Genomic DNA, 24,266 nt, shown 5'->3' with positions numbered 1-24,266 from the left:
CCATCGCGACCACGGAGGTGGACATGAGTGTTCGGCAACGGAACGTGCTGTGGACGTTCTTCTGCTGTGGCCTGGGCGTGGCCATGGTGTCGCTCGACAACCTCGTCGTCATCACGGCCCTGCCGTCGATCCGCGAGGACCTCGGCGGGAGCATCCAGCAACTGGAGTGGACCGTCAACGCCTACACCCTGACCTACTCGGTGCTCATGCTGACCGGCGCGGCACTCGGGGACCGGTTCGGCCGGCGGCGGATGTTCGGCATCGGGCTCGGCGTCTTCGTCGTCGCGTCGGCCGGGGCCGCGCTGGCCCCCGGCATCGGCGCCCTGATCGCCGCCCGTGCCGTACAGGGCCTGGGTGCCGCGCTGTTGATGCCGCTGAACCTCACGATCCTCACGGAGGCGGCGCCGGAGCGGCGGCGCGGTGTCCTGCTGGGCGCGATGAGTGCCGTGGAGGGCGTCGCGATCGCCATGGGCCCGCTCCTCGGCGGAGCCGTGGTGGAGCACCTGAGCTGGCAGTGGATCTTCTGGATCAACGTGCCGGTCGGCGTACTGGTGCTGCCCGTCGCCCGGTGGAAGCTCACCGAGAGCCACGGCCCCAGCCCGCGTCTGGACCTGGTGGGCACGGTCCTGGCCAGTGCCGGGCTCTTCGGGATGGTCTTCGGCATCATCAACGGTCACGCGGACCACTGGACCAGTGCCCGGGTGCTGCTCTCGCTGGCCGGCGGCGCGGCCGTCCTGATCGCCTTCGTCGGCTGGGAACTGCGGGTCGAACACCCCATGTTCCCGATGAAGCTGTTCCGCCACCGGACCTTCGGTGCCGTCAACGTCGCCGGGCTGCTGATGTTCGCCGGCATGTTCGGCTCGGTCTTCCTGCTCACCCAGTTCCTCCAGGGCCCGCGCGGCTACACCCCCCTGGAGGCGGGCCTGCGGATCCTGCCCTGGACCGCGGTGCCCGTCTTCGTGGCGCCCCTGGTGGGCCTGGTCTCCGACCGGGTCGGCGGCCGGGCCGTCGTCGCGCTGGGCCTGGCCCTCCAGGCCATCGGACTGGGGTGGATCGCCGCCCGGGTCTCGCCCGAGGTGCCCTATCCGTCGCTGATTCCGGCACTGGTCCTGTGCGGCCTCGGCATGACCTGCTACTTCTCGCCCACCGCCAACATGGTGATGAGCGCGGTCGACGCCGGCGAGCGCGGCATGGCCTCCGGGTCGATCAGTGCCTTGCGTGAACTCGGCGGCGTGCTCGGCATCGCGGTCCTCGCGTCGGTGTTCTCCGCGCACGGGGACCTCACCACCGCGGACCGGTTCACGGACGGCATGGTCCCGGCGGTGTGGACCGGCGTCGCCCTGATCGCCTGCGGGGCGCTGGCGGCCCTGCTGGTACCGCGGCGCCCCCGGGACGGCCGCCCCGCCGACCCCGAGCCGGTCGTGCCGGGGTGCGTGGGCGACCTGGTGTGACGGCATGCCCACCACCGGCATGTCCGGTCGGAGGGGAGAAGGATCGGAGGGGAGAAGGAGAGGAGGGGAGGGGACAGTGCCGAGCGCACCGATCCGGGTCCTGCTGGCGGACGACCGGTCCATCGCCCGCGCCGGAATCCGGTCCGTTCTCGACGAGGACGGCGGCATCGAGGTGGTCGGCGAGGTGTCCGACCTGGCGGGTGCGGTGGGCAGGGCCCGTGCACTCCGGCCGCATCTGGTGCTCGCCGGCGTCCTCCGGGGTGCCGCCGACGCCGTGCAGCTGGTCGGTGAACTCTCCGCGAGCTGCGGCGACGAACGGCCCGGCGTTCTGCTCATGGCCCACGAGGGCGCCCCGGACGCACGGATCGCCCTCCGGGCCGGCGTGCACGGGGTCGTGCTGCCCAGGGTCACGCCGGAACAGCTGCTCTCCGCGATTCACGTCGTGGCCGCCGGCTACCGGATCTTCTTCGAGGAACAGGGTCCTGCGGGGGGCGGCGGCCGGTTTCCCGAGCCGGTGGAATTCCCCGGCGCTCCGGCGGCGGGTGCGGCGGGATTCCAGTCGCTGACCCGGCGGGAGCGGGAGGTGTTCCGGCTGCTCGCCCAGGGACTGAGCAATACGGAGATCTCCGCGGTCCTGGTGCTGAGCGAAAACACCGTGAAATCCCATGTGCAACGGCTGCTGGAGAAACTGCACCTGCGCAACCGGGTGCACGCGGTCATCCATGCCTACCGGACGGGCCTGCTGGCGCAGCCCTGCCCGGAGCCCGTCCGCCGGTGGACCGGCTCCCGCGCTCCGCGGGCGCTCCAGTGAGCCTGCGGTGCTCCGCGCGAGCCCTGTTGAGCGCATGGCGCTCAACAGGGCTGGTCTTGTTGGCTGTTGTGAAGATCAGTCGGTCGAATCGAGGAGATATCCGCGTCCGTTGGCGGTCCGGACCCGCAGCCCGAGGGAGACCACCTTGCGCCGGATTCTCATGATGTGCAGGTCCAGGGCGTTCTGGCTGGCCGTGCCGCGCCGGTCGCGGAGCAGGGCGATCAGTTCGTGCCGGGCCACGAGGGTGCCGTACCGCTCGACCAGTGGCTGCAGCAGGTTCATCTGGGTCGGTGACACGGGCACCATCCGGGTGCCGTAGCGGAGCAGCCCGTCCTGGTCGAGGACGGGGACCCGGTGCGTGCCGGCTCTGGCCCGGAGCGCCGCGACCCGGGCGGCGAAGTCGGCCCTGCTGACCGGCGCCCGGATCCAGTCCTCCCGCGAGTCGCTCGGCACCGGCGGCGTCGCGCCGTTCTCCACCACGAGGAGGCGGAGGATTCCGCGGCGCCGCAACTGTTCCAGTTCCTGCACCTCGACCGGCCAGCGCAGGACGCGTACGTCCTGGGTGGCCTGGAATAACTGCCCCTCACTGTATTGAGGCACGAATTGACTTCTCCTTTCGTACGCGTGGAATAATGCAGGGTTCCGCGGGTTTCGTTCCCCCCTGCGGCATTACTACCTCACTATGCAGGGTGTTCAAGCGTCGCTGCAACAAGTCAATTGGCGGGGCACCGCCTGGTTATCTGCATAAAATAGGACAGGGCGCAGGCTGTTAATAGTTCTAATGGTCCTTTGTGTGGTGCCGCGGGCCCGAGCCGATCTCGTGAAAAGGAGTGAAGCGCCGGGCCGTGCCGGGCGGGTAGATTTCTCCGGGCAGGCGTGCCGACGAAAAAGGCCGGTATTCGAGAAATCCGGGAAAGGCATGGAAAGGGCAGAAGAAATTCTCACCTCCGGGGAATTACTGATCGCCATCATGGCGCTGGTGACGGCGGGGCCCCCTCCGGCGTCCTGGGAGACGCAGGGGAACCTCCCGCCGGCGACGCAAGGCAAGAGACAGGAACACCGCGCGGAAGGAACCCGTCATGCTGCCCGCGACCACTGAAGCGAGCCGGCCCCCCGCCGGCCGGCCCACACCCCCGCGTGCCGAGGTGCTGGTGACGGGCCTCGGAGCGACCACCCCGCTCGGCGGTGACGTGCCGTCCAGCTGGGCGGCCCTGCTGTCCGGCCGGTCCGGCGTGACCCGGCTGGACACCCCCTGGGCCGAGCAGCTGCCCGTGCGCATCGCGGGAGGCATGTGCGAGGACCCCGCCTTCCGGCTGGACCGGATCCGGCGGCGGCGCCTCGACCGCAGTCAGGCGGCCGCGGTGGTGGCGGCCGGGGAGGCGTGGGCGGACGCCGGCGCGCCGGAGGTCGAGCCCGAACGGCTCGCGGTGGTCGTGGGCACCGGCATCGGCGGCGGGCTCACCCTCCTCGAACAGGACGACCGGCTGGAGAAACGGGGCCCACGCGCCATCTCGCCGTACACGGTGCCCATGCTGATGCCCAACGGCAGCGCCGCGGCGGTCGGTCTGCTGCTGGGGGCGCGGGCGGGCACGCACGCCCCGACCAGCGCCTGTGCGTCCGGTGCGGAGGCGCTGGCGGTCGGCACGCTGCTGATCAGGTCCGGCCGGGCGGACGTGGTCGTCGCGGGCGGCACGGACGCCTGCCTGCACCCGCTGGCGCTCGGCGCGTTCGCCCGGATGCGCGCCCTGTCCCTGCGCAACGACGCCCCGGAATTAGCGTCCCGGCCCTTCGACCGGGACCGCGACGGGTTCGTCATGTCCGAGGGCGCGGGCATGGTCGTACTGGAGCGCGCCGGCTTCGCACGGGCGCGCGGCGCGCAGGTGCACGCGACCCTGTCGGGCGCGGGGGTCACGTCCGACGCGTACGACGTGACGCTCCCCGCCGTGGAGGGCCAGGTGCGGGCCATCGGGGCGGCGCTGCGGGACGCGGATCTCGCCGGAGCCGACATCGGCCATGTGAACGCGCATGCCACCGGTACGCCCCTGGGCGACGTCACCGAGGCCCGGGCCGTACAGGAGGCCGTGGGGCCGCATCCGGCGGTCACCGCCTGCAAGTCCGCCACCGGCCACCTGCTGGGCGCCTCCGGCGCGGTCGAGGCCGTCTTCACCGTCCTCACCCTGGCGCACGGCCTGGTCCCGCCGGTCCGCAACCTGGACAGGGCCTCCGACGGGATCGAGCTGGACCTGGTGTCCGGCGCGCCGCGGCGGTCACCCGTCCGGGCGGCGCTGTCCACGTCCTTCGGGTTCGGCGGTCACAACGTGGTCCTCGCCTTCACGAGGTAGGGCGCGGGTCGGCGGCCCGGTCCCGGCAGGACGCCAGCAGGTCCGCGACGGCCGCCGGACGGGTGAGCTGGGGGCAGTGCCCCGCCCCCTCGACCACCGTCACCGGCGTGTCCACCGTGTCCACCGGGTCCGTCAGCGGATCCGCCGACCCGACGACGATGTCCACGGGCAGCCGCAACTCCCGCAGCACGCGGCGGAGTTCGGCGCGCTGCCGGTGGGCGTCGCGCAGGGCGGCGACCACCCGGCGCGAGGTCCCGGCCCGGCGCAGGTCCAGCGCGAGCGCGTCGAGCCCCGGGCCCTCGGACAGACCGAGCGGACGAGCCAGACGGGCGGCGGGAGCCGTGCGCAGCAGGGGCACGGCCAGGGGCGAGCGCAGCACCGCGGCGGTCGGCCGCTGCAGGAAGGCCGGCGCGACCAGCACGAGTGCCGCGAGCCGGTCGGGCCGGGCCGCGGCGTAGCGCAGTGCGGGGCCGCACGCGAGCGAGTGCGCCACCAGCACCGGCCGGGTCTCCACCGGGCGCAGCAGGTCGGCGAGCCAGTCGTCGAGCGTTCCCCGGCCCGCTCCCGACCTGCCGAAGCCGGGCAGGTCGGGAGCGAGGACGGGCGCGTCCAGGCGGTCCGTCGTGTCCGCCCAGGCGTCGGCGCTCAGCAGGAGCCCGTGCAGCAGCACGTATCCGGGGCGCCGCCGCTCCCCGGTCACCCAGGTGCGGGTGCCCGCCACGTCGTGGAAGCCGTAGGGGCGGCGGCACGGCCCGGAGCGGCCGAATCGGGTGGCGACCAGGTCGTCGGCCCACTGGCGCAGCGCCGCCCGCACGGGCGCCATGGACAGCCCGTGCGCCTCGGACAGGGCGCGGGCGGCTGCCGTGTCGTAGCGGTCGGTCGACAGGAACGACAGGGTCTCGGGATCCGCCCGGGTGATCGCGCGGGGCAGCCTACGCAGCAGACCCACCGGGACCGAGCGGCTGGGGGAGCGCACCCCCATGTGCTCCGCGAGCAGGCCGGCCAGCGCGGGCAGTTCGGGGGTGGAGTCGTCCAGCACCCAGTAGGTGCGGCCCGCGCTCCCGGGGTCCTGCGGAAGAGCGGCCAGGAACCGGACGAAGTGGTCCAGGGGCACGACCGGGAGGAAGACACCGGGCCCCCCGGGCAGGGCCCGCAGCCGGCCCTGCCAGAGCCCGCGGACCACTTCGGCCAGGCCGAGGTACTGGCCCGGCCCGATCACCGTGCTGGGATTGGCGATGCTCAACGGAACCCCCAGCTCGCCGGCGCGGGCCCGCACCGCCGCGTCGCCCTCCTGCTTCGACGCCTCGTACGCGCCCAGCCTGCGGTAGTCCGGCGGCCGTCCGGCCGCGACGGCCGCCATGCGGTAGCCGCTGATGTGCACCACCCGGCGCAGTTTCGGCAGGCCCGCCGCCCAGTCGACCACCTGCACGGCACCCGTCACGTTGACCGCCCGCGCCTGTGCCGGCGTGATGCCGAACGCGAAGCGCGCGGCGGTGTTGTAGACGTCGCGGACCCCGGACAGCCCGTCCGCGGGCAGCCCCAGACCGGGGGCGGTGATGTCGGCCCGGACCATCGTCAGGGCGGCACGGTCCACGCCCTGCCCGTCGAGCCACGCCGTCAGCCCGTCACCGGAGCCGCGCACGGCGGCCGCCACCCGGTGGCCCCGGCGCAGGAGTTCCGCCACCAGGGAGCGGCCGATGAAGCCCCCGGCGCCGAAGACGATCGAATCGGTCGAGTCGGTCGAGTCCGAGAGCATGCTGTCTCCTTGCCCGGTCCGTGATGCCGTGTCAGCGCTCGGGGAACCGGACCGGGGCCCCGTCCGCGGAGCGGCTCCCACCGTACCGAAACACCCGGGGCGAAGCGGACGAACCATGCCCGCACCACACGTTCGGGACGATGTGCCCGGAGGTGCAAGCCGCCCTCGCCGCACGTGTGTTCAGGCGGCGGGTCCGGTCCGTGCCGCGGCGGCCGCCCGTGCGGCGAGCACGGCGCGCCCGTGGTCGGACTCCGGGAAACGCGCGAGCATCGCACGCAGTTCGCCGGCGCCGACGTCGGCGCCGAAGGGCTCGGTGCCCGGCTCCAGCCGCACCCCCTCGGCGAGCGGACCGGCCACCACGGGGTCGAAGCCGAACGCGTCGACGAGGTGCGCGACGGCGGCGAGGCCGTCCGGATCGTCGCCGGCGATCGCGATCGCCTTGCGTCCCGGCGTGCCCGCGGGCCGTGCCCCGTCCTCCAGGTCGTGGTAGCCCATGTGGTTGAACGCCTTGATCACCCGCGCTCCGGACAGGTACGCCTGCACGGTCTGGCTGGAGGAGGTCAGCGGGTCGGTGAGGTCCGCGCGGACCCCGTCCACCTCCCACCAGTAGTTCATCGCGTCGACGACCAGCCTGCCCCGCAGCTCTTCGGCCGGAACGCTGCGGTATTTGCCGAGCGGGAGGGCCAGGACGACCACGTCCGCCTCCGCCGCGGCCCGCGCGGCGTCCACCGGGACGGCGCCGGGGGTGAGGACCTCGACGGTGAGGGCGATCGCGGCGGGGTCGCCGGACCCCGCGATCAGCACGCGGTAGCCGGCCGCCAGCGCCAGCCGTGCCAGTACGGTGCCGACCTTGCCGGCGCCCAGGATCCCGACCGTCCGCACCTCGGCGGCCTTCGACTCCGTTGCGTTCACGGCGTCAGCCGGCGAGGAGGTCGCGGACCATCGGGACCACCTTCGTGCCGTACAGCTCGACGGCGCGCAGGCGGGCGCTGACCGGCTGCGCCCCACTGGTGTAGATCAGGTCGAACCGGCCCACGCCGAGCGCCTTGACGGCACGGGCCATCTTGCGGGCGACCGTCTCCGGAGAGCCGATGTACAGGGAGCCGTGCTCGATCTCGGCCTCGTACTCCTCCTTGCGGACCGGCGGCCAGCCCCGCAGCGCGCCTATGCGGTCACGGATCACCCGGTAGTACGGCCAGTGCTGTTCCCGGGCCGCCTCGTCGGTGTCGGCGATGAACCCCGGCGAGTGCATCCCGACCGGGTGCGCGGTCGTACCGAACTGGCCGGCGGCGCGCCGGTAGAGGTCGATGTACGGCGCGAAGCGCTCGGGAGTGCCGCCGATGATGGCGATCATGAGCGGGAAGCCGTAGCGGGCGGTGCGGATGACCGACTGCGGGGTGCCCCCGACTCCGACCCAGGTGCTCAGGTGCCCCGACTCGGTCTTGGGGAAGACGTCCGCGGCTTCGAGGGGGGCCCGCTTGGTGCCGCTCCAGGTGACGGGCTTCTCCTCCAGGAGCTTGGCGAACAGCTCGATCTTCTCCTCGAACAGCACGTCGTAGTCGCTCAGGTCGTACCCGAAGAGGGGGAACGACTCGGTGAAGGAGCCGCGGCCCAGGATGACCTCGGCCCGGCCGTTCGAGAGCGCGTCCACGGTGGCGAAGCGCTGGAAGACGCGGACCGGGTCGTCGGAGCTCAGCACGGTCACGCCGGAGGCCAGCCGGATCCGCCGGGTGCGCGTGGCGATGCCGGCGAGGACGGTCTCCGGGGTCGACACCGCGTACTCCGGGCGGTGGTGCTCGCCGAGGGCGATGACGTCGACGCCGGTCTCCTCGGCGAGCACGGCCTCGTCGACGACCTGCCGGACGGCCCGCGCGTAGGAGACCGGGGTTCCCGAGTCGTCCTGCGGGACGTCGCCGAAGGTGTCGAGACCGAAGACGAGATCGGACGCGGAGTCGGGTACGGGGTCTGACGCGGGGGCTGGCATGACAGGGCTCCTTCGAGTGGTTGACGTGTCAATCATCGCTCGCATATGATTGACATGTCAACAAGAGGAGCGGCGGCACGATGACAGCGCGGCGCAGGGAATTCCCCACCCCTGAAGAACTGCGGATCTGGCGGGACTTCATCGAGACGACGGAGGCGCTGCGCGCCGAGCTCTCGTCCCGCCTGCAGCGCGAGAGCGCCCTGTCGCCGGGTGACTACGCCGTGCTCCTCGCCCTGCGCGAGGCGGACGGGCGGCGGCTGAGGTCCTCCGAACTGGCGGCCCGCGTCGGCTGGGAGCGCAGCCGCCTCTCGCACCAGATCGGCCGCATGGAGCGGCGCGGCCTGCTCCGGCGCGAGGAGTGCGTCACCGACAGCCGGGGTGCCGAGGTGGTGCTCACGGCGGAGGGCGCGGAGGCGTTCCGGAACGCGTCCCTGCCCCATCTGCGCGCCGTGCGGGAGCTGTTCGTGGCCGCCCTCACCCCGGACCAGCTCGCCGCGGCGCAGCAGATCACCACGGCGCTGCGGAACCACCTGACGGCGCCCGAAGCCTGAGGCCCGCGGAGCGCTCTGCCGGAACGCTGCCCCATCAGGGCGTTCAGGGAGCGTCCGTGCTCAGTCGCTCAGTTCGGCCGCCCGGCGCACGAACGTGTCGTACAGGTCCCGCGCGGCCTGCGGCACCGACTCGGCCGCGCTCATCGTCGCCCCGGTCCGCTTGCGCTCCAGCAGGTCGACGCCCAGCTCCCGCTCCAGGTTCCGGACGGTTTCGCTCAGGGCGGGCTGCGACAGGCGCAGTTCGTCGGCCGCCCGGCGCAGTGAACCGAGCCGGGTCACGGCCGCTATGTATTCCAGCTGTTCGGTCCGCACCCCGGCAGAATGAGCCGCTTCCAGGGGCGCGTTCAAGGGTTTTCCTGTCACACGTTCGTGAAATCCAATGGTCCGCGATACGAGACCGGTCGGGTTTTCCTTGACGGCCTTCGGCGCGGACTGCGACCATCGACGGCATGAAGATGCGACTGGACCTCACGCGGCGACGCCACGTCGACCTCGCGCGCGTCTCCAGCGCCTCCTGTTGCGCCGCGGCCTGATCACCCCGCCACGATCCGCCGCACTTCTCTCGCCTTCTTTCGCTTCCTTTCACCTCCCTTTTCCCGCCTGAATTCACCGTGCGGTGCCCGCGTCGTCCCGGGCCCCGTGAATTCTCGCGTGCCCGAAAAACCGCGACAGGAGTTCCGCATGCCCGTCGCGCCCGTGAAATCGTCCAGTACCGCGACGGCTTCCGCACCGGCCGTAGACCGCCTGGGGGGAGGCCCGGCTCCCGGACACCGGGCCCGAGTCCGCCCGGGCCCACGCCCGACCTCCCGCTCGACGAGGCGTTCCGCGCCGTCCCGGCCACCAGAAAGAGGCAGCTCCATGGCCACCGTCCTGTCCGTCTCCGGCAGTCCCTCCGCCTCCTCCCGCACCGGCCGCCTGCTGCGCCACCTGGACCAGCGGCTGACCGCCCAGGGCCACGAGGTCGTCCCGCTCGACGTCCGCACCATCCCCGCCGAGGCCCTGCTCGGCGCCGACTTCCGGCACCCGGCGATCGTCGAGGCGACCGAGCTGTTCGCGCGCGCCGACGGGGTCGTGGTCGGCACCCCGGTCTACAAGGCCTCGTACTCCGGCGTCCTCAAGGCCCTGCTCGACCTGCTCCCGCAGTACGCGCTCACCGGCAAGACCGTGCTGCCCCTGGCCACCGGCGGCTCCGTCGCACACGTCCTCGCCATCGACTACGCGCTGCGCCCGGTCCTCAACTCCATGGGTGCCGCCCACATAGTCCAGGGCTGGTTCACCCTCGACAAGGACATCACCGTGGGGGAGGACGGCACCCTGAGCCTCGCACCGGCCGCCGCCGAGGCGCTCGTCCCGGTCGTCGACCGGTTCTCGGCGGCGCTCCCCGGCCGCACGCCCGTCCTGGCCGTGGCGAGCTGACCCGATGACCGCCCACGTCATCGCCGACGCCACCGAGGCCCTCGCCGTCGCGACCGCCCTGGCCGACGAGTTCCGGGCCGGGGCCGGCGAACGGGACGCCGGACGCCGCCTGCCCCGGGCCGAGCTGGACCGGCTCTCGGCCTCGGGGCTGCTCGGCGTCACCGTGCCCGCCGAGCACGGCGGAGCCGACGTCGACGCCCTGACCCTCGCGGAGATCTTCCGGCTGCTCGGCTCGGCCGACGCCAGCCTCGCCCAGATCCCGCAGAGCCACTTCGTGTACGTCAACGTGATCCGCCGTCAGGGCACCGAGGAGCAGCGGAAGTTCTTCTTCGCGGAGCTGCTCGCCGGCAGCCGCTTCGGCAACGCCCAGTCCGAGGCGGGGACGAGACACGTCCAGGACATCCGGACCCGCCTGGAACGGCACGGCGACGGCGGCTGTCGGCTGACCGGGGTCAAGCACTACTCCACCGGCGCCCTCTTCGCCGACTGGATCCCGGTGCTCGCCCGCGCCGAGGACGACAACCTGCACGTGGCGTACGTCCCCCGGGACGCGCCCGGCCTCACCGTCGTCGACGACTGGGACGGCATGGGGCAGCGCACGACCGCCAGCGGGACCGTCCGGCTGGACGGCGTGACCGTGCCCGCCGACCGCGTGCTGCCGCACCATCTGACCTTCCAGGGTCCCCAACTCCACGGTGCGGTGGCCCAGTTGCTGCACGCGGCCATCGACGTGGGGATCGCCGGAGGAGCGCTGGCCGAGGCCGCGGAATTCGTACGGACCCGGAGTCGGCCCTGGTTCGAGAGCGGGCTGGAGTCCGCCGCCGAGGACCCGCTGCTGATCCAGCGGTTCGGTGAACTCGCCGTCCAGGTACGGGCGTCCGAGGCCCTGCTGCGGGAGGCCGCCCGCGCGGTCGACGCGGCCGGCACCGACCTCACCGACGCGTCGGCCGCCGAGGCGTCCGTCGCCGTGGCCGCCGCGAAGGTGCAGGCGTCCGGCGCGGCCGTGACCGTCGCCGGGGCGCTCTTCGAGGTGTCCGGGACCCGCTCGGCCCTCAACTCCCTCAACCTGCACCGGCACTGGCGGGACGCCCGGACCCACACCCTGCACGATCCGACCCGCTGGAAGATCCAGCACATCGGCCGGTACGTCCTCAACGGCATTCTGCCGCCCCGCCACGGCCTCCTGTGACCACCCGCTGCCTTCGATCGGAGACCCCCGTGTCCCTCACCTTCCACTGGTTCCTGCCCACCAACGGGGACAGCCGGCATGTCGTCGGCGGCGGCCACGGCACCCCGGCGACGGCCTCCGGACGGGACCGGCCGCCCACGGTCGCCTATCTGAGCCAGATCGCCAGGGCCGCCGAGGATCTCGGCTTCGTGGGGGCGCTCACCCCGACCGGCGCCTGGTGCGAGGACGCCTGGCTGACCACGGCGATGGTCAGCCAGCACACCGAGCGGCTGAAGTTCCTGGTCGCCTTCCGGCCGGGGTTCGTCTCGCCGACGCTCGCCGCGCAGATGGCGTCCACCTTCCAGCGGCAGACCGGCGGACGGCTGCTGCTGAACGTGGTGACCGGAGGCGAGAGCCACGAGCAGCGGGCCTACGGGGACTTCCTCGACAAGGACGCCCGGTACCGCCGTACCGGTGAGTTCCTGGAGGTCGTACGGGGGCTGTGGGAGGGCAAGGCGGTCGATCTGGAGGGGGAGCACCTGCGGGTCGAGGACGCCAGGCTGGCCCGGGTGCCGGAGCCGGTGCCCGAGGTGTACTTCGGGGGGTCCTCGCCGGTCGCGGGCGAGGTCGCGGCCCGCTACGTCGACGTGTACCTGACCTGGGGCGAGCCGCCGGCCCAGGTCGCCGGGAAGATCGCCCGGATCCGGGGGCTCGCGGCGGCACAGGGGCGCACCCTGCGGTTCGGGATCCGGCTGCACGTCATCACCCGGGACACGTCCGGGCAGGCGTGGGCCGAGGCCGGCAGGCTGCTGGACGGGTTCGACCCGGAGACCGTGCGGTCGGTGCAGTCGGGGCTCGCCCGCAGCGAGTCCGAGGGGCAGCAGCGGATGCTGGCCCTGCACGGCGGACGGCGGGACGCGCTGGAGATCCACCCCAACCTCTGGGCGGGCATCGGGCTGGTGCGGGGCGGCGCCGGGACCGCCCTGGTCGGCTCGCACGACGAGGTCGCCGAGCGGATCAAGGAGTACGCGGCGCTGGGCATCGAGGAGTTCGTGCTCTCCGGGTACCCGCATCTGGAGGAGGCGTACTGGTTCGGGGAAGGGGTGCTGCCCCGGCTGGCCGCGCAGGGCGTGTGGCGGCACCCCGCCGGGGCGGGCGAAGTGGCGTCGGCGCAGGTGCCGTTCGCGTCCTGAAGGTTTCTGTCCGGCGGCGCTCTGTCCGGCGGCGCCCTGCGCCAGGGCGAACTCGGCGCGTCGCTCGGCCGGGACCGCGCCCGCATCTCCCGTCGGCCCACCCGCATGGCCGGGCGCGGACTTGTGGCCCGTGAGCGCGGCGACGGTCACGCGCCCGTCGCCGTCACCCTCACCGGCGACGGGCGCGCGCCCGTCGCCGCCGTGCGCCCCGGTCCGGAGGCCGCGGTCCGCCGCCGCCTCACGGACAGGCTCTCCGCGGCGGAGGCCGCGATGCTGAACTGCGTGCTCCGCAGGCTCCAGCCGGGGCCCCGTCGCCCGAAGAGAGCAGCAGAACTTGCGTCACTCGTCCGGCGGGCCTGGCGTGCACTCGGTCGGTGCAGCCGGGAGCCTAGGATCCATCACCGGACAAACGGGGCATCTGTTGCCTTGTCGGCATGGGCGGGTCCACCTCGAGACCGAAGGAGACGGGATGTCGCACCGCGCCGGACGAACCCGCTGGAGACGCTTCGCGGTGGTCCTGGTGCCCGGCGTCGCCGCCTGCGCGACCGTCGGCATCGCCATGGCGCAGGGTGTGCTCGCCGCCTCGTTCTTCATCTCCGGTCAGCAGTTCCAGGTCTCCGCCGACAAACTGACGGCCCGCGGGTTCAGCCTCTACGGCATGGTGGACGTCACGAGGAAGCACGAACTCGTCCCCGTCGTGGTCTCCGGTTTCCGGCACGCCACGGTCGACGGGCTGTGCCAGTCCGTCGTCGTCGACGTCCCGGTGCTGGGCACGCAGACGCTGCGGCTCACCGGCGGTGACGGCCGGCCGGCCGAGGCCTCGAACCTGTTCATCGACGCCACCAGCGAGTCGGTCGGCGACGCGTTCTTCGGCGGCCTCGACATCGGCGTCGCCCAGGGGGCCGTCACCAAGGGACCGGTCAGGTCCGGGGACCGGAACTCGCGCTTCTTCGATCCCGACGGCGTCGCCCAGCAGGCGACGTCGACCACCCTGAACGACGTGCGGGTGAGCGCGGTCGCGGTCTCCGCCGGCACCTTCAACATCCCGGGTCTGCGACTGCGGGTCCTCCAGGGCAACCGCGCATGCTTCTGACCCGGGTGGCCGCCGCGCACGGGGGCCGTGCGTCCGGGCGCAACACCTCCCCGCGGGACCGCAACCCCACTCATCAGGACAGGACGCGTGATCACCAACCCTTTCGGCAGCGGACGTGAACTGGTCGCCAGGGCGCCGGAGTTCCGGAGCAGGTTCCGCACCTGGCGTGGCGGACGTCCCTTCTGGGCCGGGCTGTTCACCTTCGCCGCCGGTCTGCCCATCCTCTACTGGCCCTACGCGAACCTGAACCTGGGCGGGATCCCGCTCGCCCTGTCGACCACCTCCGGCGCCGGGTCCCTGCTGATCGGAACCCTGCTCCTGTCCCTGGGCATCGCGCTCTGCTGCCGCCCCCATCTCCGGGTGTTCGCCGGGATCGCCACCCTCCTGCTCGCCGTCGTCTCCTTCCCCGTCGCGAACTTCGGCGGTCTCTTCCTCGGCGTGGCCCTCGGCCTGGTCGGCGGCTCCCTGGCCTGCGCCTGGCTGCCGCCCCCGGCCGGCGAGCCGCCGACGGCGCCGGACGACCGGGCGGCCGTGCCGGGTGCGGGCGCCGCTGCGGCCGCGACGGGGGAGGGGCGCAGTGGCACCTGACCCGCGCACCGGTAAGGGCGTTCCCGCGCTCCGCCGGGTGGCCCGGCCTCTCGCGGCCGCCCTGGCCGTGGCCGGCGTGGCCGTGCTGCTGCGCCTCGACGTGCCGCACGTGCCCGGCGTCGCTTCCGGCGCACGGCTCGGTTCCGCGCCCCTGGTCCGTCCCGCGAAGGGCCCCTGTGTGCTCCGTGCGGACCGGCTCGTACTCCGCGGCGCGAGGTTCCGCGGAGTGGTCTCGGTGCGTACCGGGACCGGCAGTGTCCGGGCCCTGAAGTTCACCGTACGGTCGCTGGACGCCGTCAACCTCGACCTGACCGCGGGCCGGGGCCGCGCGGCGATGCGGCTGCGGGCGAGGCCGGCGACCACCGCCACGCTCAAGGGGCAGGGCGCCGGCGGGGTGACGACCCTCTACGTCCGCAAACTGACCGGCAGGGTCACGGGCCTCGGCGGCGGCCCGCTCCCGGCCGACCGCACCGTCTCCGTCACCCCCGACGCGGTACCCCGCTGGCTCTCGCACCCGGCCACCCGCACCCGTACCATCACGCTCGCCGCGGCGACCGCCTCCCAGATCACCCAGTTCGGCGGCCGGCTGTCCATCAGGGGTCCGCAACTGCGGACCACGGCGCGGGTCCCGCACGGTGCGTGACGCCGGGCGGGGTGCCGGTGGGCTCAGGTTCCCCGGCCGGGGTCCGTCGGCCTGGCATCGGGCGGCGGTTCCGGCCGGAGTTCCGCCACGGTGCGCAGCGCCGCCTTGAAGGCGGCGTACTCCTGCTCGCCCAGCGCCCTCGCGTGGCGCTCCTCGATCGAGCGCATGACGGCGGCGGCCGCCGCCATCTGCAGCAGGCCGCGCTCGGTGGGGCAGACCAGTTTGGCGCGGCGGTCCGCGGGGTCGGGTCTGCGTTCGACGTAGCCGAGGCGTTCCAGGTCGTCGATGAGGGTGCCGGCGACCTGCTTGTGCCGGCCGGAGGCGCGGGCACGACGACCGGGTCCGGGAGGCCGTGGAGGCCACCGGCCGCCGGAAGCTGGTCTTCGCCGGGGTGTCGCTGGAGGTGTGCGTCGCCCTGCCCGCGATCTCCCGCGACGGCCGCCGGGTACGACGCCTACGTCGCCGTCGACGCCTCCGGCACCTTCAGCCAGGCCAAGCGCGAGGCGGGACTGCTGCGCATACAGGGGGGCGTCGTCGTCAGCGACTACGCCACCCTCATGGTCGAGGCGCTGGGCGACAACGCCCTGCCCGAGGCCGCGGCCTGCTACGCAGCCCTCGACATGCCGTTCGCCGTCCTGGTCGGGCAGATCTCGGCGGCCCACCGGGCCTGGCCCGGCGACACCCGGTGCGGGCGGCTGTCACACCGCCTGCAGCACCGCGTGGGCGATGCCCGTGAGATTGCCCTGGGCGGCGAGGATCTCCCGGCGCCCCGATCCGTCGAGACCGGCCGCGTAGACGGATCCGCCGAGGTCGGTCACGTACATGCGGCCGCCGTCCGGGTCGAGGGCGATGCCGATGCCCTCCATGAGATGGGTCAGGAGGATCTCGGACGTCCACCGGCCGTCCGGCTGGTCCAGCGGGGCCCGGTTGACGGTGTTGCCCCGCGGCGGGTCCCCGCGGTCCGTCCAGTACAACGCCCTCGCCTTGAGGTCGAGTTCGAGGTCGATCGGTTCCGGCAGCCCCTCGAACAGCACCTCGACGTCACCGCGCCGGTCCGGTGGCTGCCCGGCGGGCAGGGCGATGCCGGCCCGCAGGATCCTGCCGAGCCCCGCGTCGCTCGGCCCCTTCTGGGACCAGTACAGGTGCCCGCCGACGGGGTCGACGGCGACGCCCACGCACCACCTGGTCGCGTCCCGGGCGTCGTCCTCGCCCTCGCCGGTCCGGACGAGCGTCTCGACGCCGGAGCCGTCGAGTTCGCAGCGCATCACGCGCATGCCCTCGCGGTCACCCCAGTACAGCTTCCGGTCGGACGCTTCGAGGTGGAGCTGCTTCGGCGTGTGCGTGGCGCCCTCGGCGACGATCGTCGTCCGGTTGCCGCCGGCCAGGTCCACGCGCTCGACGGAGCCGTCGTCCGCCGCCGGGACGCCCATGTTCGTCCAGTAGACGTGCCCGGCGCCGACGTCGACGGCGACGCCGTCGGGGATCCGGCACCCGGTGACCAGGACGGTCTTGTCCGAGCCGTCGGGGTGCACCGAGAACAGGCGGCCGCCGCCGCTCGCCTCCAGCACGAACAGTCTCTCCCCGCCTCCCATCACGGTCCCTCCTCCGCGTCCGGCCCGGTCGCCTTCCCGGCCTCGGCCGACGGCCCGGACGACGGGTCCTGCTGCGCGCGCACGGCCAGCAGGGCCGCGAGCATGGTGTCCCGGCGCGCGGACAGTTCGTCGATCGAGTGGCCGTCCGCCTCCTTGAGGACACCGCTCACGATCGTGTCCCTGAGCTCGGGCGTGAAGTCGGGGGTGCGCAACTGGTCCCAGGACGCCGCCATGCGCGGCATGAGGGTGTCCATGAAGTGCTGGATGCCGCCCTCGCCGCCGCCGAGGTGCCACAGCAGGGACGGGCCCATGACGCCCCAGCGCAGCCCCGGCCCCCAGGACACCGCGTCGTCGGCGTCCGCCACGTCGAGCACGCCGTCCTGGATCAGGTACACGACCTCGCGGTACAGCGCGACCTGGATGCGGTTGGCGACGTGCCCGGGCAGCTCCTTCTTCAGGTGGATCGGCCTCTTGCCGATCGAGGCGTAGAACGCCATGGCGTCCCGGACCGTCTCCGGGGCGGTCCGGGCGCCGCCGACCACTTCCACCAGGGGGATGATGTGCGGCGGGTTGAAGGGATGGCCGATGACGGTCCGCTCCGGGTGCCGGCAGTCGGCCTGGATGGCGCTCATCGTGATGCCCGACGAACTCGACGCGATGATCGAGTCCGGTGGTGTGGCGTCGTCGAGGTCGGCGAACAGCCTGACCTTGAGCTCCGGGCGTTCGGGCGCGTTCTCCTGCACGAAGTCGGCGTCCGCGACGGCCTTCCGCATGTCCGGGGTGAAACCGAGGCGGTCGGGTGAGGCGCCGGGGGCGAGCCCGATCGCGGCGGCCGCGTCCCAGGCGCCTGCCACGTACGACCGCAGGGCCGTCTCCGCGGTGGGCGCGGGGTCGGTCGCCGTGACGTCGAAGCCACGGACGAGATAGTGCGTCGCCCAACTGGCACCGATGGTGCCGGTCCCGACGATCGCCACGCGGTGGACGGCCTGGTGCGATGTCATGGCTGATCACTGCTCCTGATCGTTGGCCACGGGGGGTGTGGAGGTGCCGTGCGGCGGCCACGGGACCACCCTCGGCCCGGTGGCCCGCCGGCGCATCGGGCTGCGCGCCCAGGAATCGGGAGGGTTCTTGGTCCCGCGGTACAGGGCCCGCCCCCGTGCGCAGAAGCTCCAGGCCAATTGGTATAAGAGCACCAAATCGTCCGGCAATCTGGTGTTCCGCGCCCAGTGGCTCTGTCCCCGTCGGCTCCTAGCGTCGTTCGCACCGACCCCATCGGACTCCCGACCGGAAGGAACGGCAGATGAAGACGGCACACGGCGCGGCAGCCGATCAGGGCCGCGCTCCCGCGAGCCCCGACGGGAACTCGTCCGGGGTGGAGCCGCCCGTTCTGGGCGGATCGGAGTTCTCCGACTACTTCCTGCTGGACAACCTGCTCACCGACGAACAACGGGCCCTCAAGCAGAAGGTCCGCGCGTTCATGGACCAGGAGGTCATCCCGGTCATCAACCCGTACTGGGAGCGGGCGGAGTTCCCCTTCGAGCTGGTGCCCAAGCTGGCGCGGCTGGACATCGCGGGCTTCCAGATCGCCGGGCACGGCTGCCCGGGGATGAGCAACGTGACGGCCGGCCTGGTCATCCTCGAACTGGCCCGGGGCGACCTGAGCATCTCGACCATGATGGGGGTCCACTCGGCCCTGGCCATGACGTCCATCGCCCTGCTGGGCTCCGAGGAGCAGAAACAGCGCTTCCTTCCTGCGATGGCACGCATGGAGAAGCTGGGCGCCTTCGGCCTGACCGAGCCCACGCACGGCTCGGACGTGGTCAAACTGGAGACGACCGCGCACCGTGACGGCGACTCGTACGTCATCAACGGCCACAAGCGGTGGATCGGCAACGCCACCTTCGCCGACTACTCGGTCATCTGGGCCCGCGGCGACGACGGGCACGTGGGCGGCTACGTGGTCGAGAAGGGCACGCCCGGGTTCGACGCCCAGGTCATCAAGGGCAAGACGGCGCTGCGCTGTGTCCAGAACGCGCAGATATCCCTCACCGACGTTCGGGTGCCGGCCGCGAACCGGCTGGCGAACGTCCACACCTTCCGCGACACCGAGAAGGTCCTGCTCGCCTCCCGCTTCTGCGTCGCCTGGGAGTCGATCGGGGCCGCGGTCGCGGGCTACGAGACGGCCCTGGCCTACGCGAAGCAGCGCAGGCAGTTCGGCATGCCGCTGGCCGCCTTCCAGCTCATCCAGTACCGGCTCTCCCGGATGCTCGCCGACATCACCGACATGCTGTGCATGCAGTTCCGGCTGAGCCAGCTGCTGGACGAGGGCGAGTACTCGATGCCCCGGGTCGCGCTGGCCAAGATGCACTACACCGAACGGGCCCGGGCCATCCTCGCCGACGCCCGCGACATGCTCGGCGGCAACGGGATCCTGCTCGACTACCACGTGGCCCGCCACCTGTGCGACATCGAGGCGATCGACACCTACGAGGGCACCGACACCGTGCAGGCGCTGATCGTCGGCCGTGACATCACCGGCTACAGCGCCTTCGTGCCCACGGCGCCCAGCCACCACTGACCCGGCGCGTGCCGCGGCGCCCGTCCCGGCGGGGCACCCACCCGGGCGCCGCGCGCGGCCCATCGAGGACAAGGAGACGTCATGAGCGACACGCCCCTCCTGGAGGGACTGCACGTCGTCGACCTCGCGAGCTTCATCGCCGGGCCCGCCGCGGCCACCATCCTCGGCGACTTCGGCGCCGACGTCGTCAAGGTGGAACCGCCGGGGGCCGGCGACGCCTACCGGTCGCTCAGCCGCATGCCACCGAACCCCCGCGTCGAGGGGGTCAACTACCCCTGGCAGCTGGACAACCGCAACAAACGCAGCCTCGCGCTCAACCTGAAGGCGCCCGGCGCCCGGGCCGTGGTCGAACGGCTCGTCGCCTGGGCGGACGTCCTGGTGACCAACTTCCCGCCGCACACCCGCGCGAAGCTCGGCCTGGAGTACGACGACCTGGCGCCCCTCAACGCCCGGCTGATCTACGCCGACGTCACGGGCTTCGGCGAGGAGGGCCCGGACGCGCACCTGCCCGGGTTCGACGTGACCGCGTTCTGGGCCCGCAGCGGCCTCATGGACGTCACGCGCCAGCACGACGCGCCCCCGGCGATCAACGCGTTCGGATCCGGCGACCACCCGACGGCGATCACCCTGTTCGCCGGGATCATGACCGCCCTGTACCGGCGGGAGCGGACCGGCGAGGGCGCCCGCGTCACCGCGTCACTGGTCGCCGAGGGCGCCTGGGCGGCCGGCATGTGGCTGCAGGCCGTCCTGGTGGGCGGGAAGGCCCCCCGCCCGATCGACAGGACCGACCCGCCGAACGCGCTCGCCAACGCCTACCGCACCGCGGACGACCGCTGGCTGCTGCTGGCCTTCGCCAACGAGGACAAGCAGGTCCCCCTCTTCCTCCAGGCGATCGGCCACCCCGAGGCCGCCGAGAACCCGCACTACGCCGACTCGCAGAGCCGCCGCGCCCACGCCGCCGAGATCGCCGGCGTGCTGGACAGGACGTTCGCGGCCCGTCCGCTCGCCGAGTGGCGGCAGGTGCTGGACGCGGTGGGCCTCACCTACGGAGTCGCCCAGACGATCGAGGAGTTCGCCCACGACCCCCAGCTCGTGGCCAACGGGATCCTCGTGCCGATCGACGACGGCAGCCCCGAACCGCACCTGACGGTCGACAGCCCCGTGCGGCTCGACCAGGAGCCGAAGGTCCGTCCGCGCCCGGCCCCCGACCTCGGCGAACACACCGAGTCCGTGCTCCACGACCTCGGCTACGACGCCACCGCGGTCGAGGAACTGCGCAAGGCCCGGGCCGTCGCCTGAGGCCGCAGAGGCGGAAGACCGGGGAGAAGAAAGGAAACACGTCATGACCACGGCCACGAACGCACCGACCGTACGGACCGAGGAGATCGACGGCATCTTCGTGATCACGATCGACCGGCCCCGGGCCCGCAACGCCATCGACGGTGCCACCGCCCGCGCCCTCGCCGCCGCCCTTGACCAGCTGGAGGCCCGCGACGACCTCAGGGTCGGCATCCTCACCGGGGCCGGCGGGGTCTTCAGCGCCGGGATGGACCTCAAGGCCTTCGCGGCCGGCGACAAGCCGATCGTCGACGGGCGGGGCTTCGCCGGGATCACCCGCGCCCGGATCAGGACCCCGCTCATCGCCGCCGTCGAGGGCTACGCGCTGGGCGGCGGCACCGAGATGGCACTCGCCTGCGACATGATCGTGGCCGCACGGAACGCCACCTTCGGCCAGACCGAGGTCCGCTACGGCATCGTGCCGCCCGAGGGCGGCATGGTCCGCCTCCCCGAGCGCATCCCGCACAACATCGCGCTGGAACTGCTGCTGACCGGCGAGCCCCTGCCGGCGGCGCGTGCCGAGCGCTTCGGCCTGGTCAACGAGCTCACCGAACCGGGCCAGGCGCTGCAGCGGGCCCTCGAACTGGCCAGCAGCATCGCGCTCAACGCACCGCTGGCCGTGGAGGCCGTGAAACGCGTCGTCAACGAGCGGCGGGCGTTCAGCGACGCGGACGCCTTCGCCGACCAGGACCTCATCGCCGACCCGGTACTGGCGTCCCAGGACGCGCAGGAGGGCGCCCACGCCTTCGCGGAACGGCGTCAGCCGCACTGGGAAGGCCGCTGACCCGAGCCGTGCCGTTCAGGCCCCTTCGGTGTTCGTGCGCAGCAGCGTGGAGCCGAGGTACCGGACGGCACGCAGCGCGATCTCCAGATCGGTGTGTTCCTTCTGGATCGGGTGCCCCATGATCTCCTCGGCCTTGCGGATGCGGTACTGCACGGTGTTCTTGTGCAGGATCTGGGCGCTCGCGGTGGCGGTGTAGCTGCAGCCGCTGTCCAGGAATATCTGGGCGGTCTCCCGAAGGCGTGCGCTGTTCTCGTCGTCGACGGCCAGCGGACCGAGCACGCCCCACACCCAGGAGCGTATGTCGTCGACGTTCGTCGCCATCAGGGCAATGGGAGCCACGGTGGAGAACTGCGTGAACAGGGGGACCGGGTCGGCCACCGCCGCGAGTTCCTGCACGCGCAGTGCCTGCCGGTGGGTGGCGCGGAATCCCTCGACGTCGTAGCCGACGCCCCCGGCGCACACGTGGACGGAAGGATCGCTGTGCTCCAGCGCCGCCGGCACCTTGTCCCAGCAGACGTCGCTTTCCTGGCCCAGCGGCAGCCAGACCCAGGACACGATCGCGTCCCGGGGGACGAACAGCGGCCGGGCGGAGCAGCCGAGCCGCTGGGCGATCTCGTCGGTGATCCGGTGCAGCCGGGAGAGCCCCTCGCCGCCGTCCGCGGCCGTGGGCAGCCAGGCCACCAGCCCGAGATGGTGCTGCCGCAGCCGGTAACCGAGGGCCGGTTCGACCCGGTTGAGGTCGACGTCGCCCGCGGCGAGGATGTCACGCACCCGGGCGGCGCGCGCCGCCGTCTGGCTGAGCAGCCAGTTGTCGCGTTCGTGCTGGTAGACCGCGATGACCTGCTCGGTGACCCGGTCGATGTAGCCGAAGCTCGTGTGCAGCATGCGCCGGTTGGTCGCGACGGCCAGGTCCTCTGCGGCGTTCTGCCGGCTCAGCTCGTCCAGACACCATTGCAGGAAACGCCAGTGCCCTATCCGGTAGGCCCTGATCAGCGCGCTCAGGGGAATGCCCCGCTGGGCCAGTCGCCGCGCGTATTCGAGGGCGGCGGCGGGCCCTTCGACCTTCTCCAGGGGAATGTCGTTCTCGAAGACGTGCAGCAGCGTGCCGGCGTTCTCCGTGATGCTCGCCCGCAGGATCCTGACGATGGTCGCGTCGCCCCTGAGCTCCGCAATCTCGGCAAGGACGTAGTCCCCGATGTCGCGGCCGACCTCCGGAAGTTGTGACCCTACGTTCTCCGCGACCACGGACAGTTGCTTTGCGGCCTCCGGGTGCTCCGCAGCCATGCCTCAAAGCTAACCGCAGAATGGTCCGGCGGCACCAATTCCGGCCCCGGGGTCGTATCGCGGGCCCAGTGATTTCCCCGCGCCCCGCGCCTAGCCTCTGCTCATTCGAGTCCTCTGCTCATTCGAGTCTTCGGGTTTTTCGAGTACCCGGGTTTTCGAGTACTGGGGAACTGCCCGGGAAGCGCCTCGACAGGGATGCGACATGAATCTCTCCCACCACGTGCCCGACAGCGCCCGGACGCATCCGGACCGCCCCGCGCTCCGCCTCCAGGACACCGTCGTCACCTACCGCGAGCTCGACCGGGACAGCGCCCGCATGGCCGGACTGCTCCGCGACCGTGGGGTGAAGCCCGGCGACCGGGTCGCGCTCATGCTGCCCGACGTTCCCGAGTTCGCCGTCGTCTACTACGGCGTACTCCGGGCCGGCGGCATCGTCGTGCCGATGAACCCCCTGCTCAAGTCCCGTGAGGTGCTGTACTACCTCGGCGACTCCGGGGCCCGGTCCCTCTTCGCCTGGCACGACTTCGCCGACGCGGCGACCGCCGGTGCGCGGCAGGCGGACGCGGAGGCGGTCGTCGTCCGTCCCGGCGCCCTCGGCGCGCTGCTGGAAGCCGCCCGGCCCCTCGACGAGTTGACGGACCGTCACGACGACGACACCGCGGTGATCCTCTACACCTCGGGGACGACCGGCCGGCCGAAGGGTGCCGAACTGACCCACGCCAACCTGGCCCGGAACTGCGACGTCGTGGCCGGCGAGCTGTTCCGGCTCACCGCCGACGACGTGATCTTCGGCGGACTGCCCCTGTTCCACGCCTTCGGGCAGACCTGCACCCTCAACGCGGCCGTGGCCTGCGGCGCGTGCCTCACCCTGCTCCCGCGCTTCGACGCGGCGCAGGCCCTCGGGATCCTCGACGCACACGGGGTGACCGTCTTCGCCGGGGTGCCGACGGTGTACAGCAGGCTCGCACGGCACCCCGGCAGGGCGGGCTACGACGTCTCCCGGCTGCGCGCGTGCCTCGCCGGCGGCGCCGAGCTGCCCCTCCAGGTGCTGTACGACTTCCAGGCCGCGTTCGGCTGCGTCGTACTCGAAGGCTACGGACTGTCGGAGACCTCGCCCGTCGTCTCGGTCAACACCGAGCAGGCCGGACCCAGGCCCGGCTCGGTCGGCACCCCGATCCCGGGTGTGCGGGTGCGGGTGGTCGACGACGGCAGGGAGGTGGCACGGGGGGAGACCGGCGAGATCGCGGTCCGCGGGCACAACGTGATGAAGGGGTACTGGCAGCGGCCCGAGGAGACCGCCGCCACGATCCGGGACGGCTGGCTGTACACCGGGGACCTCGGGCGGGTGGACCGGGACGGGTATCTCTGGATCGTCGGCCGGAAGAAGGACGTGATCATCCGGGGCGGCTACAACGTGTACCCCCGTGAGATCGAGGACGTGCTCTACGAGCACCCGGCCGTCGCCGACGCCGCGGTCGTCGGCATTCCCGATTCCGACCTGGGCGAGGAGGTCGGCGCGGCGGTCGTGCTCCGGCCGGGGGCCCGGGCGACGGCCGAGGAGCTGCGCGCGTACGTCAAGGGGCAGGTCGCCGCCTACAAGTACCCGCGGAAGGTGTGGATCGCGGACTCCCTGCCCAAGGGGCCCACCGGCAAGATCCTCAAGAAGGAGATCGTGCCGCCGGCCGGGTGACGAG

Annotated in this window: 23 protein-coding genes and 2 pseudogenes; 15 read left to right on the top strand and 10 right to left on the bottom strand. The window is 72.6% G+C overall.

What is annotated here, in order from left to right; all coding sequences use genetic code 11:
• The first annotated feature begins 23 nt into the window (after window positions 1-23).
• Window positions 24-1,451, top strand: a complete 1,428-nt coding sequence (locus ACFZB3_RS28850; RefSeq protein WP_391380187.1) for a DHA2 family efflux MFS transporter permease subunit — start codon at window positions 24-26, stop codon at window positions 1,449-1,451.
• A gap of 76 nt (window positions 1,452-1,527) precedes the next feature.
• Window positions 1,528-2,262: a LuxR C-terminal-related transcriptional regulator gene (locus ACFZB3_RS28845; RefSeq protein ID WP_391380184.1), complete on the top strand. Its 735-nt coding sequence runs from the start codon at window positions 1,528-1,530 to the stop codon at window positions 2,260-2,262.
• A 75-nt stretch (window positions 2,263-2,337) separates the two neighbouring features.
• Here ACFZB3_RS28845 and ACFZB3_RS28840 read toward each other — a convergent pair whose 3' ends face one another.
• Window positions 2,338-2,862, bottom strand: a complete 525-nt coding sequence (locus tag ACFZB3_RS28840; protein WP_391380182.1) for a winged helix-turn-helix domain-containing protein — start codon at window positions 2,860-2,862, stop codon at window positions 2,338-2,340.
• Between the two features lie 479 nt (window positions 2,863-3,341).
• On the opposite strand from ACFZB3_RS28840, the gene ACFZB3_RS28835 reads away from it, so the two are divergent.
• Window positions 3,342-4,604, top strand: a complete 1,263-nt coding sequence (locus ACFZB3_RS28835; RefSeq protein WP_391380180.1) for a beta-ketoacyl-ACP synthase II — start codon at window positions 3,342-3,344, stop codon at window positions 4,602-4,604.
• Here the strand turns inward: ACFZB3_RS28835 and ACFZB3_RS28830 are convergent.
• The 3 genes from ACFZB3_RS28830 to ACFZB3_RS28820 form a co-directional block, all read right to left on the bottom strand.
• The gene (locus ACFZB3_RS28830) at window positions 4,594-6,360 is read right to left on the bottom strand and encodes an alpha/beta fold hydrolase (protein ID WP_391380178.1); all 1,767 of its coding nucleotides are present in this window, start codon (window positions 6,358-6,360) and stop codon (window positions 4,594-4,596) included. The genes ACFZB3_RS28835 and ACFZB3_RS28830 overlap by 11 nt on opposite strands.
• Before the next feature lie 180 nt (window positions 6,361-6,540).
• Window positions 6,541-7,272 (bottom strand): NAD(P)-binding domain-containing protein, encoded by a 732-nt coding sequence (locus ACFZB3_RS28825; RefSeq protein ID WP_391380176.1) that lies wholly within the window; start codon window positions 7,270-7,272, stop codon window positions 6,541-6,543.
• Between the two features lie 4 nt (window positions 7,273-7,276).
• Window positions 7,277-8,344 carry an Atu2307/SP_0267 family LLM class monooxygenase gene (locus ACFZB3_RS28820; RefSeq protein ID WP_391380174.1) on the bottom strand — a complete coding sequence of 356 codons (1,068 nt, stop codon included), beginning with the start codon at window positions 8,342-8,344 and terminating at the stop codon, window positions 7,277-7,279.
• Window positions 8,345-8,424: 80 nt separating this feature from the next.
• Between ACFZB3_RS28820 and ACFZB3_RS28815 the strand changes: the two genes are divergently transcribed.
• Complete coding sequence (locus ACFZB3_RS28815; protein ID WP_391380171.1) at window positions 8,425-8,895, top strand: MarR family transcriptional regulator; 471 nt, start codon at window positions 8,425-8,427, stop codon at window positions 8,893-8,895.
• A 132-nt stretch (window positions 8,896-9,027) separates the two neighbouring features.
• Here ACFZB3_RS28815 and ACFZB3_RS28810 read toward each other — a convergent pair.
• A pseudogene (locus ACFZB3_RS28810) lies at window positions 9,028-9,207 on the bottom strand (LysR family transcriptional regulator); the annotation flags it as partial.
• 137 nt (window positions 9,208-9,344) lie between these two features.
• Between ACFZB3_RS28810 and ACFZB3_RS28805 the strand changes: the two are divergent.
• The 7 genes from ACFZB3_RS28805 (at window position 9,345) to ACFZB3_RS28775 (ending at window position 14,996) form a co-directional block, all read left to right on the top strand.
• A complete protein-coding gene (locus ACFZB3_RS28805) occupies window positions 9,345-9,428 on the top strand; it encodes a putative leader peptide (protein WP_350760414.1) in 84 nt (27 codons plus the stop codon).
• A 325-nt stretch (window positions 9,429-9,753) separates the two neighbouring features.
• Window positions 9,754-10,311: an NADPH-dependent FMN reductase gene (gene ssuE, locus ACFZB3_RS28800; protein ID WP_391380168.1), complete on the top strand. Its 558-nt coding sequence runs from the start codon at window positions 9,754-9,756 to the stop codon at window positions 10,309-10,311.
• Between the two features lie 4 nt (window positions 10,312-10,315).
• Window positions 10,316-11,500, top strand: coding sequence for an SfnB family sulfur acquisition oxidoreductase (locus ACFZB3_RS28795; RefSeq protein ID WP_391380166.1), 1,185 nt, complete (start codon window positions 10,316-10,318; stop codon window positions 11,498-11,500).
• A 29-nt stretch (window positions 11,501-11,529) separates the two neighbouring features.
• Window positions 11,530-12,672 (top strand): LLM class flavin-dependent oxidoreductase, encoded by a 1,143-nt coding sequence (locus ACFZB3_RS28790; protein ID WP_391380164.1) that lies wholly within the window; start codon window positions 11,530-11,532, stop codon window positions 12,670-12,672.
• A 469-nt stretch (window positions 12,673-13,141) separates the two neighbouring features.
• Window positions 13,142-13,765, top strand: a complete 624-nt coding sequence (locus ACFZB3_RS28785; protein ID WP_391380162.1) for a DUF6230 family protein — start codon at window positions 13,142-13,144, stop codon at window positions 13,763-13,765.
• An 87-nt stretch (window positions 13,766-13,852) separates the two neighbouring features.
• Entirely contained in the window at window positions 13,853-14,353 is a 501-nt protein-coding gene (locus ACFZB3_RS28780; protein WP_391380160.1) for a DUF6114 domain-containing protein, read from the top strand.
• The gene (locus ACFZB3_RS28775; RefSeq protein ID WP_391380158.1) at window positions 14,343-14,996 is read left to right on the top strand and encodes a hypothetical protein; all 654 of its coding nucleotides are present in this window, start codon (window positions 14,343-14,345) and stop codon (window positions 14,994-14,996) included. Before ACFZB3_RS28780 ends, ACFZB3_RS28775 begins: the two co-directional genes overlap by 11 nt.
• A gap of 23 nt (window positions 14,997-15,019) precedes the next feature.
• Here ACFZB3_RS28775 and ACFZB3_RS28770 read toward each other — a convergent pair whose 3' ends face one another.
• The 4 genes and pseudogenes from ACFZB3_RS28770 to ACFZB3_RS28755 all read right to left on the bottom strand — a co-directional run bounded on the left by ACFZB3_RS28770 (window position 15,020) and on the right by ACFZB3_RS28755 (window position 17,589).
• Window positions 15,020-15,184 (bottom strand): hypothetical protein, encoded by a 165-nt coding sequence (locus ACFZB3_RS28770; protein WP_391380649.1) that lies wholly within the window; start codon window positions 15,182-15,184, stop codon window positions 15,020-15,022.
• Between the two features lie 21 nt (window positions 15,185-15,205).
• Window positions 15,206-15,658 (bottom strand): annotated as a pseudogene (locus ACFZB3_RS28765) (MarR family transcriptional regulator); the annotation flags it as partial.
• Window positions 15,659-15,694: 36 nt separating this feature from the next.
• Window positions 15,695-16,588: a 3-hydroxyacyl-CoA dehydrogenase gene (locus ACFZB3_RS28760; protein WP_391380156.1), complete on the bottom strand. Its 894-nt coding sequence runs from the start codon at window positions 16,586-16,588 to the stop codon at window positions 15,695-15,697.
• Complete coding sequence (locus tag ACFZB3_RS28755) at window positions 16,588-17,589, bottom strand: 3-hydroxyacyl-CoA dehydrogenase NAD-binding domain-containing protein (protein WP_391380154.1); 1,002 nt, start codon at window positions 17,587-17,589, stop codon at window positions 16,588-16,590. Before ACFZB3_RS28755 ends, ACFZB3_RS28760 begins: the two co-directional genes overlap by 1 nt.
• 299 nt (window positions 17,590-17,888) lie before the next feature.
• On the opposite strand from ACFZB3_RS28755, the gene ACFZB3_RS28750 reads away from it, so the two are divergent.
• The 3 genes from ACFZB3_RS28750 to ACFZB3_RS28740 all read left to right on the top strand — a co-directional run bounded on the left by ACFZB3_RS28750 (window position 17,889) and on the right by ACFZB3_RS28740 (window position 21,288).
• Window positions 17,889-19,166, top strand: a complete 1,278-nt coding sequence (locus ACFZB3_RS28750) for an acyl-CoA dehydrogenase family protein (RefSeq protein WP_391380152.1) — start codon at window positions 17,889-17,891, stop codon at window positions 19,164-19,166.
• Window positions 19,167-19,247: 81 nt separating this feature from the next.
• Window positions 19,248-20,465, top strand: a complete 1,218-nt coding sequence (locus ACFZB3_RS28745) for a CoA transferase (RefSeq protein WP_391380149.1) — start codon at window positions 19,248-19,250, stop codon at window positions 20,463-20,465.
• Window positions 20,466-20,508: 43 nt separating this feature from the next.
• Window positions 20,509-21,288, top strand: a complete 780-nt coding sequence (locus ACFZB3_RS28740; RefSeq protein WP_391380147.1) for a crotonase/enoyl-CoA hydratase family protein — start codon at window positions 20,509-20,511, stop codon at window positions 21,286-21,288.
• A gap of 15 nt (window positions 21,289-21,303) precedes the next feature.
• Here ACFZB3_RS28740 and ACFZB3_RS28735 read toward each other — a convergent pair whose 3' ends face one another.
• Complete coding sequence (locus ACFZB3_RS28735) at window positions 21,304-22,572, bottom strand: helix-turn-helix domain-containing protein (protein WP_391380145.1); 1,269 nt, start codon at window positions 22,570-22,572, stop codon at window positions 21,304-21,306.
• Window positions 22,573-22,774: 202 nt separating this feature from the next.
• On the opposite strand from ACFZB3_RS28735, the gene ACFZB3_RS28730 reads away from it, so the two are divergent.
• Window positions 22,775-24,262 (top strand): long-chain-fatty-acid--CoA ligase, encoded by a 1,488-nt coding sequence (locus tag ACFZB3_RS28730; RefSeq protein ID WP_391380143.1) that lies wholly within the window; start codon window positions 22,775-22,777, stop codon window positions 24,260-24,262.
• Window positions 24,263-24,266: the final 4 nt, after the last annotated feature.

It is taken from the genome of Streptomyces sp. NPDC008092 (assembly GCF_042957285.1).
Taxonomy (GTDB): Bacteria; Actinomycetota; Actinomycetes; order Streptomycetales; family Streptomycetaceae; genus Streptomyces.
This window is presented reverse-complemented; position numbering and strand designations above follow the sequence as displayed.

Bases quoted from the DNA above. Each gene is read 5' to 3' on its own strand.
- ACFZB3_RS28850 (WP_391380187.1), top strand. From the start codon at position 24: ATGAGTGTTCGGCAACGGAACGTGCTGTGGACGTTCTTCTGCTGTGGC.
- ACFZB3_RS28835 (WP_391380180.1), top strand. From the start codon at position 3,342: ATGCTGCCCGCGACCACTGAAGCGAGCCGGCCCCCCGCCGGCCGGCCC.
- ACFZB3_RS28830 (WP_391380178.1), bottom strand. From the start codon at position 6,360: ATGCTCTCGGACTCGACCGACTCGACCGATTCGATCGTCTTCGGCGCC.
- ACFZB3_RS28820 (WP_391380174.1), bottom strand. From the start codon at position 8,344: ATGCCAGCCCCCGCGTCAGACCCCGTACCCGACTCCGCGTCCGATCTC.
- ACFZB3_RS28815 (WP_391380171.1), top strand. From the start codon at position 8,425: ATGACAGCGCGGCGCAGGGAATTCCCCACCCCTGAAGAACTGCGGATC.
- ACFZB3_RS28805 (WP_350760414.1), top strand. From the start codon at position 9,345: ATGAAGATGCGACTGGACCTCACGCGGCGACGCCACGTCGACCTCGCG.
- ssuE (WP_391380168.1), top strand. From the start codon at position 9,754: ATGGCCACCGTCCTGTCCGTCTCCGGCAGTCCCTCCGCCTCCTCCCGC.
- ACFZB3_RS28795 (WP_391380166.1), top strand. From the start codon at position 10,316: ATGACCGCCCACGTCATCGCCGACGCCACCGAGGCCCTCGCCGTCGCG.
- ACFZB3_RS28785 (WP_391380162.1), top strand. From the start codon at position 13,142: ATGTCGCACCGCGCCGGACGAACCCGCTGGAGACGCTTCGCGGTGGTC.
- ACFZB3_RS28770 (WP_391380649.1), bottom strand. From the start codon at position 15,184: ATGGCGGCGGCCGCCGCCGTCATGCGCTCGATCGAGGAGCGCCACGCG.
- ACFZB3_RS28760 (WP_391380156.1), bottom strand. From the start codon at position 16,588: ATGGGAGGCGGGGAGAGACTGTTCGTGCTGGAGGCGAGCGGCGGCGGC.
- ACFZB3_RS28755 (WP_391380154.1), bottom strand. From the start codon at position 17,589: ATGACATCGCACCAGGCCGTCCACCGCGTGGCGATCGTCGGGACCGGC.
- ACFZB3_RS28750 (WP_391380152.1), top strand. From the start codon at position 17,889: ATGAAGACGGCACACGGCGCGGCAGCCGATCAGGGCCGCGCTCCCGCG.
- ACFZB3_RS28745 (WP_391380149.1), top strand. From the start codon at position 19,248: ATGAGCGACACGCCCCTCCTGGAGGGACTGCACGTCGTCGACCTCGCG.
- ACFZB3_RS28740 (WP_391380147.1), top strand. From the start codon at position 20,509: ATGACCACGGCCACGAACGCACCGACCGTACGGACCGAGGAGATCGAC.
- ACFZB3_RS28735 (WP_391380145.1), bottom strand. From the start codon at position 22,572: ATGGCTGCGGAGCACCCGGAGGCCGCAAAGCAACTGTCCGTGGTCGCG.
- ACFZB3_RS28730 (WP_391380143.1), top strand. From the start codon at position 22,775: ATGAATCTCTCCCACCACGTGCCCGACAGCGCCCGGACGCATCCGGAC.